The sequence below is a fragment of the Pseudomonas sp. PICF6 genome (genome assembly GCF_009831705.1).
Classification (GTDB): domain Bacteria; phylum Pseudomonadota; class Gammaproteobacteria; order Pseudomonadales; family Pseudomonadaceae; genus Aquipseudomonas; species Aquipseudomonas rhizophila.
In genome coordinates this window covers 195,806-213,524 of the sequence record NZ_WUUD01000011.1, presented here as the reverse complement: position 1 = coordinate 213,524, position 17,719 = coordinate 195,806, and the positions used below count along the sequence as shown (strand labels likewise).

Below are 17,719 nucleotides of genomic sequence, written 5' to 3'. Positions count from 1 at the left end.
CTTTATTGTTATGGGGCACGGCGAGGCATCCGAACCCGGAGTCTGCAATCTAGACAGCGGCGCGCAGGCTGTCTCCAATCATTCGCATGACTGATACCCGGCCATGGCGGGCGGCGTGTTTAGTGACTATGGTCAATTCCCTGAAGCAATTGACATCATTTTGCCTTATTTCGACTAAAGATCGCCTTCCGATGGCCGATTCAACCTATCAGGAAAGATTTTCCCGAGCGCTGCTCAGGCTGCCCCCCCTGAACGCTTGGGCCGACCTTCGCGCCGTCAAGGACGCGAGCTCCCATCCGCGATGGTTCGATGACAGTGGTCATCGAACCGACCAGTTCAGGCATATGGCGCACAATGACCTCTAAAAAACAGCCACTGCAGTATCCGATCTTACGTTGAGCCCGGCCGCCAACGGTCCTGAAACCCCGAAGCCGCCGAGGCGCTCACGTTCCCTGTCGACTCAGCAGTATCTGTATTTCACCGAAACCAACACCGACCGCATCCTCGACAACCTCGACGGCCTGCGTGACAGCGTGTTCCCGCGCCCGCCGCACCTGGTGGACGACGAAAGCGAACGCGATCAGCAGGAGTTCCCGTCCGTATGCCTGATCGGCCTGGGTCGCTGTGGCTCCAACATCGCCCTGGACGTAGCCGAGCTGGTGTACAACGCCCGCAAGTTCTACCTCAACGAGTTCAATGCCGAAGACAAGGGCTACAGCGACAAGGGTTACAGCCCGGCGCAGTGGATCCGCAACAATTTGCGCCTGGGCACCAGCAAGGTGAGCAAGCCGGTGTTTTTGGTCGAGCCGTTGGTGATGCTCGGCGACCTGGACAAGGACATCGCCGGACGCATCCGTTTTTCGCGCAAAGGCGAAAAAAGCGGCTTTTTGCGCGACTACAGCAAAATGAAAATCATGGACCTGTCGGAAGTCCATGCCGGGGGCGCCGGTAACGCGCCGATCCTGGGCCAGTACCTGGCCAAGATCATCCTGAACAAGGACACCCAGCGTTTCTCCAGCCCCGACTGGAAAATGATCCACTCGTACCTGATCGACAGCTGCGGCATCAAGGCCAACCAGTCGCGCCTGTACTTCTCGATCTTCAGTGCCGGTGGCGGTACCGGTTCGGGCATGGCCTCGGAGTTCGGCCTGGCTCAGCAGTACTCGTACATGAACAAGACGTTCGACACCAAGCCGATGGACGAACACGACAGCAAGAGCGGTCATTCCTTCGTCTTCGAGCCGATCTTCACCAGCGGCATTTGCGTACTGCCGAATATTTCCGATCACCGCAGCGAAATGTCCGAGGCGCTGCACATCAACGCCGGACGTCTGCTGTGCAAGTACCTGTCGGAAGAATGGGATTTCTCGTACAACTTCGCCAACGAAGACAGCAGCGAAGCCAGCGTGATGGGTCGCATCCGCCCCTGGAACGCGATGATGCTGATCTCCAACGACATCATGCGCTACGCCGAAGAGAGCGATGACGGCAACATCCAGAACATCGATGTCAATGCCATGGAGAAGCACGCCAACCAGTACATCTCCCAGCAGATCTTCAACATCCTGTTCCCCAACACCACCCTCAAGCGTTACGCGCTGGTGATCGGTGCCTCGGCCAACCTGTCGCTGACCACCCTGATCGCCAAGAGCCCCTGCCTGTCGGATGACTTCCTGACCCTGATCGTGGCGTTCATCAAGCGCTGTTTTGCCCGCACCCCGTATCGCTTCGATGACACCCTGGACAACTCGATCCTGGACTTCATCATCAACGAAGACTTCGACGAAGAGCGCATCGACGATCTGCTCAACGAGTTCGAAAACCCGGCGAAGATCCTCGACACCAACTGGTACGCGATCAAGCCGATGTACGAGAAGAAATACCGCGAGCTGATCAGCGACAAAGACAAGTTTGTCTCGATCAATGACATCCGCCTGTCCCGCGACTGCGTGAAAAAGGCGATCAAGTATTTGCGTGAGATCTACCGTCACCGCATCGGCAAGACCAAGGTTATTTCCCTGAATAACCATACGGGCAAGACTTATTGAGGCAGACGCAGGACCGCGTCGCGCCAATCGCGAGCAGGCTCGCTCCCACATTAATCGCGTTCTTTCTGAGAAACGCGGTTCACTGTGGGAGCGAGCCTGCTCGCGATTGGCGGCCTTGACCAAAACACAAAATCAACATTCAGAAACAATTAAGCAGCCCAACGGCTGCCCAATAAACTGTTCCCGTTACGTATACGTCACCCTCCGCTGTGGCGTTTCACCACGGCAGGATGCCATCACGCTACTCACCTACACACTTTTACTCCGCAGAAAATACGAACCAACTTGGTGCAGGCATCAAACCGATGCCCTTTCCTGGACCATAATCCACGGTGAAACCACCACCGCCCATAGCTGCGGATCGCGTTCGAAAAAGTCCAGCGCCCGCGTTTCAGACAGCTTGGCCAACTGGTCGGCAGCCAGCCAGGCGGCGACTTTGGTACCTTCGTCCTGGGCAACGGCCTCGGCCGCGGCGATCAGATCCAGGGCCGGGTCGACCCACAATAGGGCACCCTTGGCAAAGAACGGCTCCAGCTCCTTCCAGGTGATGGATGCGGTTTCACCAAGCAGTTTGGCATAGAGGGTGCTAGGTTCTTGATTCATGGGAGCTGTCCGGAAAAGAAATCGGCGCGAATGATAACGTCGGTGGTCTGGCAGAAAAACCCGGTAGCAATTGGAGTACCGATTGGAAAGCGCAGGAAAGCCAGGGATTGCCGATTTGTCCGGACGAACCCCGCCGCCATTCTGTCTTTTTCTTTCAATTAAGCGACACCCTCAGGTTTTGCCCCCAAGCGCCAGCTTCCCTTGCCAACAATCGGCGCTCTACACTGTACCGGTACAGTTGCCGGGGGCATTTTCCGCGAGGATATCCAAGATATCTGACCCGGTTCTGCTGCTTCGGCGCCAGGACTATAAAAACTACAACAGCATGAGTGGAGCACTATGACTAAGGCTACTAAGCAGATTTCCAAACTGTTTGCCGCTATGGTTCTGGCCGGGGTTGCCAGCCATTCGTTCGCCGCCGACACCATCAAGATCGGCATCGCCGGCCCAAAAACCGGCCCCGTAGCCCAGTACGGCGACATGCAATTCAGTGGCTCCAAAATGGCCATCGAGCAGATCAACGCCAAGGGCGGCGTCAACGGCAAGCAACTGGTCGCCGTTGAATACGATGACGCCTGTGATCCAAAACAAGCGGTCGCGGTGGCGAACAAAGTCGTCAACGACGGCGTCAAGTTCGTGGTCGGCCACCTGTGCTCCAGCTCCACCCAACCGGCTTCGGACATCTATGAAGACGAAGGCGTGATCATGATCACGCCAGCCGCTACCAGCCCGGACATCACCGCTCGCGGCTACAAGATGATCTTCCGCACCATCGGCCTGGACAGCGCCCAGGGCCCTGCCGCCGGTAACTACATTGCCGACCACGTCAAGCCGAAAGTCGTTGCCGTCCTGCACGACAAGCAGCAATACGGCGAAGGTATCGCCAGTGCCGTGAAAACGACCCTTGAGAAGAAAGGCGTGAAAGTCGCCGTGTTCGAAGGCGTGAACGCCGGCGACAAAGACTTCTCCTCGATGATCGCCAAGCTCAAGCAAGCCAACGTCGACTTCGTCTACTACGGCGGCTACCACCCGGAGCTGGGCCTGATCCTGCGTCAATCCCAGGAAAAAGGCCTGAACGCCAAGTTCATGGGTCCGGAAGGCGTGGGTAACGACTCGATCTCGCAGATCGCCAAGGAAGCTTCCGAAGGTTTGCTGGTGACCCTGCCGAAATCCTTCGACCAGGATCCGGCCAACATCGCCCTGGCTGACGCGTTCAAAGCCAAGAAGGAAGACCCGAGCGGTCCGTTCGTGTTCCCGTCCTACTCGGCCGTTCAAGTGATTGCCCAGGCCATCACCGAAACCAAGAGCGAAGACCCGGAAAAAGTGGCTGAAGCCATCCACGCCGGTACTTTCAAGACTCCGACCGGTGACCTGAGCTTCGACGACAAGGGCGACCTGAAGGACTTCAAGTTTGTGGTTTACCAGTGGCATTTCGGCAAACCTAAAACCGAAGCTTCGCCTCAGTAAGGCCTGGCCTGACTGACTGCCAATAAAGCCCACGGCGTGCCGTGGGCTTTGTTTTAAATGTATTGGGCCGCGCTGGCGTGATCCGCCAGTCTCCCCACCTGAAAATCTCAAAACCGTCATCAGCGGTTCGCTGGCAAACCTCGTGCTCGAAGTGGATGCAGATCCACGGGGCCGGGCGGGAAAATGACTCCACCAGTGAAATGCGTATCAGGTTTTTAGGAGCGCTGTAATGCCTGACATCTATCACTTCTTCCAACAGCTGGTTAACGGCCTGACCGTTGGCAGCACGTATGCCCTGATCGCCATCGGCTATACGATGGTTTACGGCATCATTGGAATGATCAACTTCGCCCACGGCGAGGTGTACATGATCGGCTCCTACGTGGCGTTCATCGCCATCGCCGGGCTGGCCATGATGGGACTCGACAGTGTCCCGCTGTTAATGACCGCGGCGTTCATCGCGAGCATCGTGGTGACCAGTTCCTATGGCTACAGCATCGAACGGATCGCCTACCGCCCCTTGCGCGGCAGCAACCGTCTGATCCCGCTGATTTCGGCCATCGGCATGTCGATCTTCCTGCAGAACACCGTTCTGCTGTCGCAAGACTCCAAGGACAAATCCATTCCCAACCTGATTCCGGGTAACTTTACCTTCGGGCCAGGGGGGGCACAGGAAGTGCTGATTTCCTACATGCAAATCGTGGTGTTCGTGGTGACCCTGGTCGCCATGCTCGGCCTGACGCTGTTCATCTCCCGTTCCCGCCTGGGCCGCGCCTGCCGTGCCTGCGCCGAGGACATCAAGATGGCCAACCTGCTGGGCATCAACACCAACAACATCATTGCCCTGACCTTCGTCATCGGCGCGGCCCTGGCGGCCATCGCCGCCGTGCTGCTGAGCATGCAATACGGTGTGATCAACCCCAACGCCGGTTTCCTCGTGGGCCTGAAGGCCTTCACCGCCGCGGTACTGGGCGGCATCGGCAGCATCCCCGGAGCCATGCTCGGCGGGTTGGTGCTGGGCGTGGCGGAAGCCTTTGGTGCCGACATCTTCGGCGATCAATACAAGGACGTCGTGGCGTTCGGCTTGTTGGTTCTGGTGCTGCTGTTCCGGCCGACCGGCATCCTGGGCCGTCCGGAGGTTGAGAAGGTATGACTAAACATCTTAAATCGGCGCTCTTCAGCGCGCTGTTGGTCTGGGCGGTCGCGTACCCGGTACTCGGCCTGAAACTGACCATCGTGGGCATCGATCTTGAAGTGCACGGCACCAGCCCCGCCATCCTGGCGACCATCGCCGCGTGTTCGGTGCTGATGTTCCTGCGGGTGCTGTTCAGCACGCAGATCAGCGCCGCCTGGAAGGCCTCGCCCGGCCTGCCGATAGTCCCGGCCAAGGCCAGCAACTTCCTGACCCTGCCGACTACCCAGCGCTGGATCATCCTGGCCCTGATCGTCATCGCGTTGGTCTGGCCGTTTTTCGGCTCTCGCGGTGCGGTGGACATCGCCACCCTGATCCTGATCTACGTGATGCTGGGCCTGGGCCTGAACATCGTGGTAGGGCTGGCCGGTCTGCTGGACCTGGGTTACGTCGGCTTCTATGCCGTCGGCGCCTACAGCTACGCGCTGCTGTCCCACTACTTCGGCTTGAGCTTCTGGATCTGCCTGCCAATTGCCGGGATGATGGCCGCCACCTTCGGTTTCCTGCTGGGTTTCCCGGTACTGCGCTTGCGCGGTGACTACCTGGCAATCGTGACCCTGGGTTTCGGCGAGATCATCCGTCTGTTCCTGCGCAACCTGACCGACATCACCGGCGGCCCGAACGGCATCAGCAATATCGAGAAGCCGACGTTCTTCGGCCTGACCTTCGAACGCAAAGCCGCCGAAGGTCTGCAGACCTTCCACGAGTACTTCGGACTGCCCTACAACTCGATCAACAAGGTGATTTTCCTCTACCTGGTTGCGCTGTTGCTGGCCCTGGCTGCGCTGTTCGTCATCAACCGCCTGCTGCGCATGCCTATCGGCCGTGCGTGGGAAGCGCTGCGTGAAGACGAGATCGCCTGCCGTGCCCTGGGTCTGAACCCGACCGTGATCAAGCTTTCGGCCTTCACCCTCGGTGCCGCCTTCGCCGGTTTCGCCGGTAGCTTCTTTGCTGCCCGTCAGGGTCTGGTGACGCCGGAATCCTTCACCTTCATCGAGTCGGCGATCATCCTCGCCATCGTGGTGCTGGGCGGGATGGGCTCACAGCTGGGTGTGATCCTGGCGGCAATCGTGATGATCCTGTTGCCTGAAATGATGCGTGAATTCAGCGAATACCGCATGTTGATGTTCGGCGCCTTGATGGTGCTGATGATGATCTGGCGTCCTCAAGGTCTGCTGCCTATGCAACGCCCGCACATGGAGCTGCGCAAATGAGCCGCGAGATCCTGAAAGTCGAAAACTTGAGCATGCGCTTCGGCGGCTTGCTGGCGGTCAATGGCGTGGCCCTGACCGTGAAAGAGAAACAGGTCGTAGCATTGATCGGGCCGAACGGCGCGGGCAAGACCACCGTGTTCAACTGCCTGACCGGCTTCTATCAGCCTACCGGCGGCACCATCCTGCTGGACGGCGAGCCGATCCAGGGCCTGCCTGGTCACCACATCGCCCGCAAGGGTGTGGTGCGCACCTTCCAGAACGTGCGGCTGTTCAAGGACATGACGGCGGTCGAGAACCTGTTGATCGCCCAGCATCGCCACCTGAACACCAACTTCTTTGCCGGTCTGTTCAAGACCCCGGCGTTCCGCAAGAGCGAACGCGAGGCCATGGAGTTCGCCGAGTACTGGCTGGAGAAGGTCAATCTCAAGGAGTTCGCCAACCGTACCGCCGGCACCCTGGCCTACGGCCAGCAACGGCGCCTGGAAATCGCCCGCTGCATGATGACCCGCCCGCGGATCCTCATGCTCGACGAACCGGCCGCCGGCCTGAACCCGAAGGAAACCGAAGACCTCAAAGCGCTGATCGGCGTGCTGCGCGAGGAGCACGATGTCACCGTGTTGCTGATCGAGCACGACATGAAGCTGGTCATGAGCATTTCCGACCATATCGTCGTGATCAACCAGGGCACGCCGCTGGCCGACGGTTCGCCGGAACAGATCCGCGACAATCCTGAAGTGATCAAAGCCTACCTGGGGGAAGCGTAAATGCTGCAGTTCGAAAACGTTTCCACCTTCTATGGCAAGATCCAGGCCCTGCACAGCGTCAACGTCGAAGTCCGCCAGGGCGAAATCGTGACGCTGATCGGTGCCAACGGTGCCGGCAAATCCACCCTGCTGATGACGCTCTGCGGTTCGCCCCAGGCCCACAGTGGCAGCATCCGCTACATGGGTGAGGAACTGGTGGGCCAGGACTCTTCGCAGATCATGCGCAAGAGCATCGCCGTGGTGCCGGAGGGCCGTCGGGTATTTGCCCGACTGACCGTGGAAGAAAACCTCGCCATGGGCGGTTTTTTCACCGAAAAGGGTGATTTTCAGGAGCAGATGGACAAGGTGCTGCACCTTTTCCCCCGCCTGAAAGAACGCTTTAACCAGCGCGGCGGCACCATGTCCGGCGGCGAACAGCAAATGCTCGCCATCGGCCGTGCGCTGATGAGCAAGCCCAAGTTGTTGCTGCTCGACGAACCGTCCCTGGGCCTGGCGCCGATCATCATCCAGCAGATCTTCGACATCATCGAACAACTGCGCAAGGATGGCGTGACGGTATTCCTGGTGGAGCAGAACGCCAACCAGGCGCTGAAAATCGCTGACCGGGCGTACGTGCTGGAGAACGGCCGCGTGGTGATGCAAGGCACGGGTGAGGCGCTGTTGACCGACCCGAAAGTACGCGAGGCGTATCTGGGCGGTTGAGTCTGTTGCTGCATGAGAAAACGGCCTTCGGGCCGTTTTTTTTTTGCCCAGTTCTCAAGTGAATGCTGTTGTGGCGAGGGGATTTATCCCCGCTGGGCTGCGAAGCAGCCCCTAAGGCAGGCAACTCAATCTTCCTGACTCACTGTGGAGCTGGTTTTAGGACTGCTTCGCAGCCCAACGGGGCGGTGCGACGTTTCGCTAAATCCCCTCGCCACAATGGATTTCGAAACAAACAAAAAAAATCGAGAACCTGCTGTAACGCATTCCTCCACCCCCTCTCTAGTTCAACAGACCGGCGCTAACGCCGGTTCATTTCCTGAAACTGGAGAATCATCATGACTGCTTCGACCCGCACCCTGTCCGCCGCCGCCCTGGCCCTGGCACTTGGCTCTGCCTTGAGCATGACAGGCGTCTCGACTGTCCATGCCGCCGACGACACCATGGAAAAATGCTTCGGTGTCGCTCTCAAAGGCAAGAACGACTGCGCCGCCGGCGCTGGCACTACCTGTGCCGGCACCGCGAAAATGGACTATCAGGCCAACGCCTGGAAATCGGTCCCCAAGGGCACCTGCACCACCCTCAAAAGCGAAACCTCGCCCACCGGCTTCGGCCAGCTTGAAGCCTATAAAGCCAAGTCCTGATCGCACCGCCTGAGGCCTGCCGCCATGTCGAACACCGCTTCCCTCGCCTTCGATACCCGGCTACCGCCGCGGGCGGGGCTGGGGCTCAAGACTGAGCATTTTCGTGAAGTGCTCCAGACCCGACCGGATCTGGGTTTCTTCGAAGTGCACGCGGAAAACTACATGGTGGCCGGCGGGCCGTTTCATCACTTCCTGGGGCGGATACGCGAACAGTATCCGCTGTCACTGCACGGCGTCGGCCTGTCGATCGGTGGAGAGGGGCCGCTGGATGTTGCGCATTTGCAGCGCCTGGCCACACTGATCGAACGCTATCAGCCCCAGTCTTTTTCCGAACACCTGGCCTGGTCCAGCCATGGCCCGGTGTTTCTCAACGATCTGCTGCCCCTGGCCTACGATGAAACGACGCTCAGGCGCGTCTGCGAACACGTCGATCAGGTCCAGTCCAGCCTCAAATGCACGCTGCTGCTGGAAAACCCGGCCACTTATCTGGCGTTCGAGGACTCGACCCTCGACGAGCCTGACTTCATCAGTGAAGTCATCCGTCGCACCGGCTGCGGACTGCTGCTGGATGTGAACAACGTCTACGTTTCATGCATCAACCATTGCCGTGATCCCCAGGCTTACCTCGACGCCCTGCCCCTGCAGGCCACCGGCGAAATTCATCTGGCCGGGTTTGCCGAAGACTCCGACAGCCTGGGCGAGCGTTTGCTGATCGATGACCACGGTGCGCCAATCGATAACGAGGTCTGGCGCTTGTATCGCACGGCGCTGGCGCGGACCGGGCCAGTCGCCACGCTGATCGAGCGCGACAACCGCATCCCGGCGTTGGCAGTGCTGTTGGCCGAAGCCGGTCAGGCCGATCAACTACTAAACGCCGCCAGGGTCCAGCCATGAGCCGCTACAGCGAATTCGCCGCCGCCCTGCTCGACCCGCGCAAAGCTTGTCCGCAGGGTTTGACCTGCGCCACGGGCGCCGATCCAGAGAGCCGGTTCGCGGTGTATCGCAACAACGTGCTCAGCTCATTGATCAATGCCCTGGCCGACAACTATCCGGTGGTGGCGCAACTGGTGGGCGAGGAGTTCTTCGGCGCGATGGCCGGAATGTACGTCCAGTGCGCCGCACCGCGAAGCCCAGTCATGAGTGACTACGGTGCCGACTTTGCCGGGTTCATCGAACATTTCGAACCCGCCGCCAGCGTGCCGTATCTGGCGGATGTCGCCCGACTGGAGCGCCTGCAGGTGCAAGCCTGGCACGCCGCCAACGCCCGGCCCATGGATGCACAACAGGTCATGCAAGTGCTGTCATCGCCGGCATCCCATGATCATCTGAGGGTCGGTCTTCACCCGTCACTGCACCTGTTGCAATCGCCCTTCGCCGTGGTGGCGATCTGGGCCGCCCATCAGCAAGAGCCCGTCATGCCGGTCGACCCCTTCACGCCGCAATGCGCCCTGGTGCTGCGCAACAACCTGGACGTGGAGGTGTTTGCGATCAGTCCCGGCGCCCATGATTTCCTCAAGGACCTGCTGCAAGGTTGTTTCCTGGGCGCGGCCATTGATGCTGCAACCAGGCGCGACAGCGATCTGGAACTGGAGCACACCCTGGCGCAGCTCATCAGCCATCAAGCCGTCACCCATCTGTTAGCCGAGCAGGTATTGCCATGAACGCCCTGATCACTCGCTCCATTGAATGGCTGGATAAAATCCCTCACAGCCTGATCGCCTTCGTTGGGCGCTTTTGCATCGCGGCGGTGTTCTGGAAATCCGGCCAGACCAAAATCGAAGGCCTGGCCATCGACCTGATCGACGGCACCTTCCAGCTCGGCCTGCCGCGATTGGCCGATTCAACCATTCCCCTGTTCAAAAGCGAATACGCCTTGCCGCTGTTGTCGCCAGAACTGGCAGCGCATCTGGCGGCAGCGGCCGAGCATGTGTTCCCGATCCTGATCCTGTTTGGCCTGGCGACACGCTTCTCGGCCCTGGCCCTGCTGGGCATGACCTTGACCATTCAACTGTTCGTCTACCCCGACGCCTATCCGACCCATGGCACCTGGGCGGCGGTACTGCTTTATCTGATGGCGCGCGGGCCGGGCAAGCTGTCGCTCGACCACCTGATCGCCAGGCACTACGCTCGCTGATCAAGATCGGGACTCCTGTGGGAGCGAGCCTGCTCGCGATAGCAGTGTCAGCTTCAGCACAATTGTTGCCTGACCCACCGCTATCGCGAGCAGGCTCGCTCCCACAAGGTTCGTGTGATGCCTTGCTATCGCTGAAGCCGATCCAGCGCCTCGCCACTGCGCTTGAACCAGTCGATCAGATAATCGGCCAGCACCTGGGTGCGCTTGGGCAAACCGCCCTGGTACGGGTGCACGAGGTACATCGGCATGCGACGGGTCTGAAAATCCCTGAGTAACCAGCGCAAACGTCCGTCAGCCAATTCCTCATGCAACAGATAGGACGGCAACCGGGCGATCCCGGCGTTGGCCAGGGCGGCTTTTTTCAGCAGGCTGTAGTGATTGCTGGCGAACGGTCCCGATACCCGCACCCGCAACAATTCGTGTTGCTGGTGATAGAGCCATTCTTCGCGGCCGCTGTAATGACTGTTGAGCAAGCAACGATGTTCGACCAGGCCCTGGGGCGTCAGGGGTTCGCCGTAGTGTTCGAGGTAGGCCGGGCTGGCGCAGGTCAGTTCATGCCAGGCCAGCAACGGACGCGCCACCAGGCGCTCATCGAGGGCAGCGTCGGAGCGGATCGCCAGGTCGAAACCATCACGGGACAGATCCCGGTAGCCATTGTTGAGTTCCAGTTCAATCTGCACGTCGGGGTAGCGCTGGGCGAACTCCGTCAGCAAACCCTCAAAGAAGGTTTCGCCCAACGACACCGGAACCGTCATACGCACCGGCCCGGAAATTTCATCCTTCAGGCGAGCCAGGGCCTGACGCGCCCTTTGCACCTGCACCAATAACGCCTGGGCCTGGGGCAATAACGCCGCCCCCGCTGCCGTGAGACTCAAGCGCCGCGTGGTGCGCTGTAGCAACACCACCGAAAACCGACTCTCCAGCAGGCTGATGCGCTTGGACAACTGGCCCTTGCTGCAGCCCAATTGCTGGGCCGCCAGGGTGAAACTACCGGCCTCGATCAACACGGCGAACGCCGCCAGGTCGTCCATTTCGCTCATCGGATTGTTTCCAATTGAAAACCAAAGGTTGCCTATTACCACGATTATCAAGAGAAAGAACCTCTCTAGACTGCAATCTCATCCAGCCCATTGAGGAACAGCTAATGAAAATCCTGTTGATCGGCGCCAGCGGCACCATCGGTTCGGCCATTGATAAAGAACTGTCGCCGCGTCACGACATTGTCCGCATCGGCCGTCACAGCGGCGACCTGCACGTGGATATCAGTGACAGCTCTTCGATCCGTGCCCTGTTCGAGAAAACCGGTCGCTTCGATGCACTGGTCTGCGCCGCGGGCAACGTCACCTTTGCGCCCTTGGACGAGATGACGCAGGACAGCTTCACCCTGGGTTTGAAAGACAAACTGATGGGCCAGGTCAACCTGCTGCTGATCGGCCGCGAATTCGCCAATGACGGTGGGTCCTTCACCTTCACCACTGGCGTGCTCAGCCACGATCCGATCAGAAGCGGTGCGTCGGCGGCGCTGGTCAACGGTGCCCTGGACAGTTTCGTGCGTGCCGCGGCAATCGAATTGCCCCGGGGCTTGCGGGTCAACTCGGTCAGTCCGAACGTGCTGCTCGAAGCCATGGACAACTATGCCCCGTACTTCCGTGGCTATAAGCCGGTACCAGCCGCCGATGTCGCATTGGCCTACGCCAAGAGTGTCGAAGGCCTGCAGACTGGCCAGACCTTTCACGTCGGTTGACCTCTTGTGATGCAGGATCAGTCTGCGTAACGTGGCGGCACTTGTCTGGAGACTCAATGATGCGTGCCGCCCGTTCCCTGCTGTTTGTCGCCCTCCTGCCGCTTTTCGCCGGCTGCCAGTTGCTCGACGCTCCACCCCAGAGCGTTTCCCATGCCGGCCAGATGCGCATGCAGGGCGAACTTACGGCGGCCGATGGCAAGCTGGTGTTCCAACCCTGCCAGGAGCAGCGTCGCTACATCGTCAACGACAGCGGCGGCACCAGCGTACTGCAACAGGCCGCCAGCCTGGCCGATGATCAGGGCAAACTGTTTGCCGATGTGCGCGGCCATATCGTCACCAGCGCAGCGGCCGGTACCGACAGCCAGTTGAATCTTGAGCAGCTGTATCGCCTGGAGCGTTCGGGCAGCGCTTGCGACGACGCCGACTTCAAGCGGCTGCTCCTGCGCGCCACCGGCCATGGCCCCGAGTGGAATCTGAACGCCAGCGGCAAAGGCCTGGTGCTCGAACGTGAGGGCCAGCCGCCTCTGGCAGTGCCTTTCGTTGAGGAACAACTGGGCGATGGCCGCTTCAATCTCGGCACCGAAGCCAACGGCCAGAAGGTCGAGCTTTGGGTCACTCCCCAGCGCTGCGTCGACAGCGCGACCGGCAGCGTGCAGCACATGAGTGCCGAGCTGCGGGTCAACGGTCAGGTCCAGCGCGGATGCGCTTACTTCGGCGGTGCGCGTAACGACTGATTCGAAGGTTTTTGGCTTATAATCGCCGGCTCACGCCCTGGCGCAGTTGTGCGTCCCGCGAACCGGATCCTGTCATGTTACGAATCACCGAACTCAAGCTGCCGATCGACCATCCCGAAGAAGACCTGCGCCCAGCCATCGTGCAGCGCCTGGGCATCGCCAGCGATGACCTGCTCGACTTCACCCTGTTCAAACGCAGCTACGACGCGCGTAAGAAGTCCTCCGAACTGTGCTTCATCTACACCATCGACCTGACGGTGCGCGATGAAGCCGGCTTGCTGCGCAAGTTCGCCGATGACCGTAACGTCAACCAGGCGCCGGATGTCAGTTATAAAGTGGTGGGCCAGGCACCGGCTGACCTGAGCGAACGGCCGATCGTGGTCGGCTTCGGCCCGTGCGGGATCTTCGCCGCCATGTTGCTGGCACAGATGGGCTTCAAACCGATCATCCTCGAGCGCGGCCCCGAAGTGCGCCAGCGCACCAAGGACACCTGGGGCCTGTGGCGCAAAAGCGTGCTCAACCCCGAATCCAACGTGCAGTTCGGCGAAGGCGGTGCGGGGACGTTCTCCGATGGCAAGCTCTACAGCCAGATCAAGGATCCCAAGTTCCTGGGTCGCAAAGTCCTGCACGAATTCGTCAAGGCCGGCGCGCCGGAAGAAATCCTCTACGTCAGCAAGCCGCACATCGGTACGTTCCGTCTGACAGGCGTCGTGGAAAACATGCGTGAGCAGATTCGCGCCCTGGGCGGTGAAGTTCGCTTCCAGCAGCGGGTCACGGATGTGTTGATCGAGGACGGCCAGTTGGTCGGTGTTGAACTGGCCAGTGGCGAACGTATTCATTCAAAACATGTGATTCTGGCCCTGGGCCACAGCGCCCGGGACACGTTCCGCATGCTCCACGGCCGCGGCGTGTACATGGAAGCCAAGCCGTTCTCGGTGGGTTTCCGCATCGAACACCCGCAATCGCTGATCGACAGCGCGCGCCTGGGCAAATATGCCGGCCACCCGAAGCTTGGCGCCGCCGATTACAAACTGGTGCACCACGCCAAGAACGGTCGCTCGGTGTACAGCTTCTGCATGTGCCCGGGCGGCACCGTAGTGGCGGCCACCTCCGAGCCGAACCGCGTCGTGACCAACGGCATGAGCCAGTATTCACGCAACGAGCGCAACGCCAACTCCGGCATCGTGGTGGGCATTACGCCTGAAGTGGATTACCCGGGCGGCCCCTTGGCGGGCATCGAATTGCAGGAGCGTCTGGAATCCCACGCTTTCGTGCTCGGTGGCAGCAACTACGAAGCCCCGGCACAACTGGTGGGCGACTTCATTGCCGGCAAACCGTCTACGGCGCTGGGCAGCGTCGAGCCGTCCTACAAGCCGGGTGTGTCTTTGGGCGACCTGGCCTTGGCCCTGCCCGACTTCGCCATCGAAGCCATCCGTGAAGCCCTGCCGGCGTTCGAAAAGCAGATTCGCGGCTACTCGCTGCATGACGCCGTGCTGACCGGCATTGAAACCCGCACCTCGTCGCCGCTGCGCATCACCCGCGACGAAACGTTGCAAAGCCTGAACGTCAAGGGCTTGTTCCCGGCTGGCGAAGGCGCCGGCTACGCGGGCGGGATTCTCTCGGCGGGCGTGGACGGAATCCGGATTGCCGAGGCGGTGGCGCGGGATATCCTGGGCCTCAAGGCCTGACCCCTACCCACTGTGGGAGAAGCTTTGTGGGAGCTGGGCTTGCCCGCGATGCAGGCAGCTCGGTCTATCAGGTGAACCGAGGTGATGCTATCGCGGGCAAGCCCAGCTCCCACACAAGCTCGCTGCCACAAGGAAATTCAGTGTTTTCCAGTGTTCAGATATTGGCTCGGAGCACACTTTCCGGCAGCGCCTCACCCCGCTCTACACTTGCCGCCACGGCGTCCATCAATCCACTCAGCTCATAGCCCTGGGCCTTGAGCCACGCCGGATCGTAATAGGTCGTGGCATAGCGCTCACCGCCGTCACACAAGATTGCCACGATCGAGCCCGTCTCACCTGCTTGCACCATCTGCCTGGCGGCGATCAGCGCGCCGATCAGGTTGGTGCCGCTGGATCCGCCGACCCGTCGGCCCAATCGCTGGGCCAGGTAGTGCATGGCGGCCAGCGACAGGGCATCCGGCACTTTGACCATCGCATCGATCACCTTGGGCAAAAACGACGCTTCGACCCTTGGCCGGCCGATACCTTCGATCCGCGAACCACAATCCAGGCGCAGGCTCGCATCGCCGCTGCGGTAATAGTCGAAAAACACCGAACGCTCGGCGTCGGCACACAGCACACGGGTACAGTGCTGGCGGTAGCGTACGTAACGACCCAGGGTCGCGGTGGTGCCGCCGGTGCCGGGGCTGGAAATCAGCCAGCTCGGCTCCGGATGCCGCTCGAAACGCATCTGCTGGAAGATCGATTCGGCAATGTTGTTATTGGCGCGCCAGTCCGTGGCGCGCTCGGCGTAGGTGAACTGGTCGATGAAGTGGCCGTCATGCTCACGGGCCAAACGCTCGGACTCGGCGTAGATCTGCGTAGGATCGTCCACCAGGTGACTCTGGCCACCATAGAAGGCGATCTGTGCGATTTTTTCCCGGGAGGTGGTCGCCGGCATCACCGCAATAAAGGGCAAGCCCAAAAGCCTCGCGAAGTAAGCCTCGGAAATAGCCGTCGATCCGCTTGAAGCCTCGATCACCGGGGCGCCAGGCTTGAGCCAGCCATTACACAGCGCGTAGAGAAACAGCGAGCGGGCGAGTCGATGCTTGAGGCTGCCGGTGGGGTGGCTGGACTCATCCTTGAAGTACAACTCGATACCCGGCAGCCCTGGCAGCGCCAGTGGAATCAGATGGGTGTCGGCGCTGCGCTGGAAGTCAGCCTCGATGATACGGATCGCTTCACGCGCCCACTGGCGGTGGTCATTCATGATGTCTTCTCACTGGATCAATGCGACGCGAGGAACCTGACGTACAGGCAGGCACGACTTGTCTCGGAAAAACCAGTCGCAAGCTTAGGAAAAAACCGACATCGCGCACAGGTACAGCTAAGGTCCAATATGGCCTGTCACTGCCTGACCACGCGTTGCATGCGTTGTAACGACATATAACAAAAAAGAATATAACTTTTGTTTTAACAACTAACAGTACCGGTTAGGGTGGACCATCTTTTTGATTTGATCCATGGAGAGCAACCGTGCCTCTACGTAATACTTTGACCCGTTTCCTTCAGTTGGAAGCTGCCAGCGGCCTGCTATTGATCGCCGCCGCCGTGCTGGCCCTGATACTCAATAACTCACCGCTGTCGTGGCTCTATACGGACTTTCTGGACACCCCTGTGGTGGCCCAGATCGGGGCGCTGAAAATCGCCAAACCGGCGTTGTTGTGGATCAACGACGGCCTGATGGCCATGTTCTTTCTGCTCATCGGCCTCGAAGTCAAACGTGAGGTTCTCGACGGGCAGCTGTCGAAACCCTCGCAGATCGTCTTGCCGGGTGCGGCAGCGATCGGTGGCATGGTCGTCCCCGCCCTGATCTACTGGTTCCTCAACCGCGACAATCCGGCCGCCCTCGCAGGCTGGGCGATTCCAACGGCCACCGACATCGCCTTCGCCCTTGGCGTGCTGGCCCTACTGGGCAAACGGGTACCCGTGTCGCTCAAGCTGTTTTTGATGACCCTGGCGATCATCGACGACCTGGGCGCCATTATCATCATTGCCATCTTCTACTCGGGCGCCCTGTCGACCTTGTCACTGGTATTGGCAGCCGCCTGCATCGCCGCGCTGGTGGCGATGAACCGCGCGGGAGTGGTCAAGCTCGGCCCCTACATGGTTGTCGGCCTGATTCTCTGGGTCTGCGTACTCAAGAGCGGTGTCCATGCCACCCTGGCCGGTGTGACACTGGCGTTCTGCATTCCGCTGCGCACAAAAAATGCCGAGACCTCGCCGCTGCTGACCCTGGAACATGCCCTGCACCCCTGGGTGGCCTACGGCATCCTGCCGCTCTTCGCCTTCGCCAACGCCGGCCTGTCCCTGAGCGGCGTCACCGTCGAGAGCTTCACCCATCACGTGCCGATGGGCATCGCCATCGGCCTGTTGCTGGGCAAGACCGTCGGTGTCTTCGGCCTGACCTGGCTGGCGGTCAAGATCGGTATCGCCAGCCTGCCCGCCGGCGCCAACTGGGGGCAGATACTGGGCGTGGCAATCCTGTGCGGCATCGGCTTCACCATGAGCCTGTTCGTCGGCTCCCTGGCGTTCGCGCCCGGTACCAGTGAGTATGCCGGTATGGACCGGATGGGTATTCTCACTGGCTCGATCCTGGCGGCGTTGCTGGGTTATGCGGTGACAGCGGCGGCTAGTCGTAAGCAGACTGCATTTAAAGCCAACTAAAATTACCTGATCGGGGTGATGTTTGTTGTGTGTTTATTGGTGTGCATATTGGTGTGTATATCCGTTTCTTCGATGACGGCCA

General features: G+C 60.1%; 17 protein-coding genes. 14 read left to right on the top strand and 3 right to left on the bottom strand.

Annotated elements, in window-relative coordinates; genetic code table 11:
• Nucleotides 1-395: 395 nt before the first annotated feature.
• A complete protein-coding gene (locus GSM73_RS04770) occupies nt 396-2,048 on the top strand; it encodes a hypothetical protein (RefSeq protein ID WP_160891719.1) in 1,653 nt (550 codons plus the stop codon).
• A gap of 297 nt (nt 2,049-2,345) precedes the next feature.
• Here GSM73_RS04770 and GSM73_RS04765 read toward each other — a convergent pair whose 3' ends face one another.
• On the bottom strand, nt 2,346-2,651 hold the full coding sequence (locus tag GSM73_RS04765) for a DUF2288 domain-containing protein (protein ID WP_047228384.1): 306 nt from the start codon (nt 2,649-2,651) through the stop codon (nt 2,346-2,348).
• 339 nt (nt 2,652-2,990) lie between these two features.
• Here GSM73_RS04765 and GSM73_RS04760 point away from each other — a divergent pair, with 339 nt between their 5' ends.
• The 9 genes from GSM73_RS04760 (at nt 2,991) to GSM73_RS04720 (ending at nt 10,765) form a co-directional block, all read left to right on the top strand.
• On the top strand, nt 2,991-4,118 hold the full coding sequence (locus tag GSM73_RS04760; RefSeq protein WP_047228385.1) for a branched-chain amino acid ABC transporter substrate-binding protein: 1,128 nt from the start codon (nt 2,991-2,993) through the stop codon (nt 4,116-4,118).
• Nucleotides 4,119-4,347: 229 nt separating this feature from the next.
• Nucleotides 4,348-5,271 carry a high-affinity branched-chain amino acid ABC transporter permease LivH gene (livH, locus tag GSM73_RS04755; RefSeq protein ID WP_047228386.1) on the top strand — a complete coding sequence of 308 codons (924 nt, stop codon included), beginning with the start codon at nt 4,348-4,350 and terminating at the stop codon, nt 5,269-5,271.
• The gene (locus tag GSM73_RS04750; protein WP_047228387.1) at nt 5,268-6,524 is read left to right on the top strand and encodes a high-affinity branched-chain amino acid ABC transporter permease LivM; all 1,257 of its coding nucleotides are present in this window, start codon (nt 5,268-5,270) and stop codon (nt 6,522-6,524) included. The genes livH and GSM73_RS04750 overlap by 4 nt, the downstream gene beginning before the upstream one ends.
• Nucleotides 6,521-7,288 carry a high-affinity branched-chain amino acid ABC transporter ATP-binding protein LivG gene (livG, locus tag GSM73_RS04745; protein WP_047228388.1) on the top strand — a complete coding sequence of 256 codons (768 nt, stop codon included), beginning with the start codon at nt 6,521-6,523 and terminating at the stop codon, nt 7,286-7,288. Before GSM73_RS04750 ends, livG begins: the two co-directional genes overlap by 4 nt.
• The gene (locus tag GSM73_RS04740; protein WP_160891717.1) at nt 7,289-7,990 is read left to right on the top strand and encodes an ABC transporter ATP-binding protein; all 702 of its coding nucleotides are present in this window, start codon (nt 7,289-7,291) and stop codon (nt 7,988-7,990) included.
• A 335-nt stretch (nt 7,991-8,325) separates the two neighbouring features.
• Nucleotides 8,326-8,631: a DUF2282 domain-containing protein gene (locus tag GSM73_RS04735; protein WP_047228390.1), complete on the top strand. Its 306-nt coding sequence runs from the start codon at nt 8,326-8,328 to the stop codon at nt 8,629-8,631.
• A 24-nt stretch (nt 8,632-8,655) separates the two neighbouring features.
• Nucleotides 8,656-9,525: a DUF692 domain-containing protein gene (locus GSM73_RS04730; RefSeq protein ID WP_047228391.1), complete on the top strand. Its 870-nt coding sequence runs from the start codon at nt 8,656-8,658 to the stop codon at nt 9,523-9,525.
• Nucleotides 9,522-10,292, top strand: coding sequence for a DUF2063 domain-containing protein (locus tag GSM73_RS04725; RefSeq protein WP_107321613.1), 771 nt, complete (start codon nt 9,522-9,524; stop codon nt 10,290-10,292). The genes GSM73_RS04730 and GSM73_RS04725 overlap by 4 nt, the downstream gene beginning before the upstream one ends.
• A complete protein-coding gene (locus GSM73_RS04720) occupies nt 10,289-10,765 on the top strand; it encodes a DoxX family protein (protein ID WP_076386074.1) in 477 nt (158 codons plus the stop codon). The genes GSM73_RS04725 and GSM73_RS04720 overlap by 4 nt, the downstream gene beginning before the upstream one ends.
• 125 nt (nt 10,766-10,890) lie before the next feature.
• Here GSM73_RS04720 and GSM73_RS04715 read toward each other — a convergent pair whose 3' ends face one another.
• Entirely contained in the window at nt 10,891-11,805 is a 915-nt protein-coding gene (locus GSM73_RS04715; protein ID WP_047228394.1) for a LysR family transcriptional regulator, read from the bottom strand.
• Between the two features lie 104 nt (nt 11,806-11,909).
• Here GSM73_RS04715 and GSM73_RS04710 point away from each other — a divergent pair, with 104 nt between their 5' ends.
• The 3 genes from GSM73_RS04710 (at nt 11,910) to GSM73_RS04700 (ending at nt 14,931) form a co-directional block, all read left to right on the top strand.
• Nucleotides 11,910-12,509: a short chain dehydrogenase gene (locus GSM73_RS04710; RefSeq protein ID WP_160891715.1), complete on the top strand. Its 600-nt coding sequence runs from the start codon at nt 11,910-11,912 to the stop codon at nt 12,507-12,509.
• A 59-nt stretch (nt 12,510-12,568) separates the two neighbouring features.
• Nucleotides 12,569-13,243 carry a COG3650 family protein gene (locus GSM73_RS04705; RefSeq protein WP_160891755.1) on the top strand — a complete coding sequence of 225 codons (675 nt, stop codon included), beginning with the start codon at nt 12,569-12,571 and terminating at the stop codon, nt 13,241-13,243.
• 74 nt (nt 13,244-13,317) lie between these two features.
• Complete coding sequence (locus GSM73_RS04700) at nt 13,318-14,931, top strand: NAD(P)/FAD-dependent oxidoreductase (protein WP_047228396.1); 1,614 nt, start codon at nt 13,318-13,320, stop codon at nt 14,929-14,931.
• Nucleotides 14,932-15,085: 154 nt separating this feature from the next.
• Here the strand turns inward: GSM73_RS04700 and GSM73_RS04695 are convergent, their stop codons facing one another.
• The gene (locus GSM73_RS04695) at nt 15,086-16,183 is read right to left on the bottom strand and encodes a PLP-dependent cysteine synthase family protein (RefSeq protein WP_173407562.1); all 1,098 of its coding nucleotides are present in this window, start codon (nt 16,181-16,183) and stop codon (nt 15,086-15,088) included.
• Nucleotides 16,184-16,446: 263 nt separating this feature from the next.
• On the opposite strand from GSM73_RS04695, the gene nhaA reads away from it, so the two are divergent.
• A complete protein-coding gene (gene nhaA / locus GSM73_RS04690; RefSeq protein ID WP_047228398.1) occupies nt 16,447-17,637 on the top strand; it encodes a Na+/H+ antiporter NhaA in 1,191 nt (396 codons plus the stop codon).
• Nucleotides 17,638-17,719 lie beyond the last annotated feature (82 nt).